Origin of the sequence: Geomesophilobacter sediminis, assembly GCF_016458275.1 — a bacterium.
Lineage (GTDB): Bacteria > Desulfobacterota > Desulfuromonadia > Geobacterales > Geobacteraceae > Geomesophilobacter > Geomesophilobacter sediminis.
The window spans coordinates 1-1,240 of record NZ_JAEMHM010000045.1; the positions used below are offsets into that span (position 1 = coordinate 1).

1 protein-coding gene is annotated in these 1,240 nt (G+C 52.1%); it reads right to left on the reverse strand.

Annotation, left to right across the window (positions count from 1 at the left end):
- Positions 1–19 precede the first annotated feature (19 nt).
- Positions 20–1,138, reverse strand: a complete 1,119-nt coding sequence (locus JFN93_RS25260) for an IS4 family transposase (protein ID WP_199387166.1) — start codon at positions 1,136–1,138, stop codon at positions 20–22.
- Positions 1,139–1,240: the final 102 nt, after the last annotated feature.

Consider the following 1,240-nt stretch of genomic DNA (forward strand, 5'->3'; position numbering starts at 1 on the left):
CACTGCTGTCCCATAGACTCTAAAGTAGCGCCAGCTGTGGATTTGGCGTATTTTTGGGTGGTCGAAATAGGTGCTCGAGATTTCGCCGCTCGAACAAATTCAGCTGTAATAATCGCAACATCTGCTGCGCTGACAACTCCAACTTCGATTTGAACCTCAGCCACGCGAGCAGTAGATAGACGCACATCGCGATCCAGAGCTGAGTCTGCACAGCGTTCTCCGATGTTCCCAGGAAGGTCTTCACCTTCAGGTTCTGCTTGATCCACTTGAAGAACAGCTCGATCTGCCACCGCTCTTTGTAGAGCTCTGCAATATCGGCAGCTTTCATATGGTCGGCATTGGTAATGAAACGATACTCGTTGCCGTCCTCGGCGTTGAACTGGACCAGTCGCAGCCGGTCTTTCATTCCGTGAAGAGCGATCTCCTGGTCTACCACGACCCCCTTGGCCTTTCTTCCTCGGCGTTTCTGAAAGTATTCGACCAATGCGTTGTCTTTCAGCCGGGCGACGAAGAAGACCTTGCTATCAATGAGGGCTTGATACCAGTTGTAGTCGGTATAGCCGCGGTCAAAGACTACGAAGGAGCCTTCGGGAAGCCTCAATGCTTTCGCCCAGTTGATTTCATGGGTTTTGCCGGTCGTCATGTCGAAAAATTCAGGTAGATAGCCATCGGCCGAGATGCCGACATGGAGCTTGATGGCGCCCTTTTTTTGCTGGTACGTCGCCCAGGGAAAGACTTTCAGGCTTAGCCTGATGACCGTAGCGTCCAGCAGGAACAGTTTCGCGTCCAGTTTGAAGCGGTTTTTCGGGGCAATCGCCTCACACCGCCCCAGCATTTTGTGAAAGAGCTCTTTGTACAGTTGGTGCGGCTGCTCCTCATTCACCCGGGCAAGCGTTGTGCGAGGGACCTTCTTCATCCCGAGGTGGTAGAGCTTGTGGCCTTGAGCGGCCAAGTTCTCCACCAGATCACGCAGAGTCTTGCGCCCCGAAAGCTGGCCGACAAGTAGGGCCATAAACTGAGTCCAGCGGTTGAACGATCTGAAGCTACCCCCGACATGATGTTTGCGGGCGAGGGATTCAAATTCATGTCTCTTGAAAAAATTCACTACCTGATTCAGGACTGTGTTACAATGGGCCACGGCTCGGATCTCCTTGTGTTTATTCGTGTTTTGGCGAACTGAATATACCACAAGTAGCTCTCCGAGCCTTCTTTTTTATCGATCAACTATGGGACAGCAGTG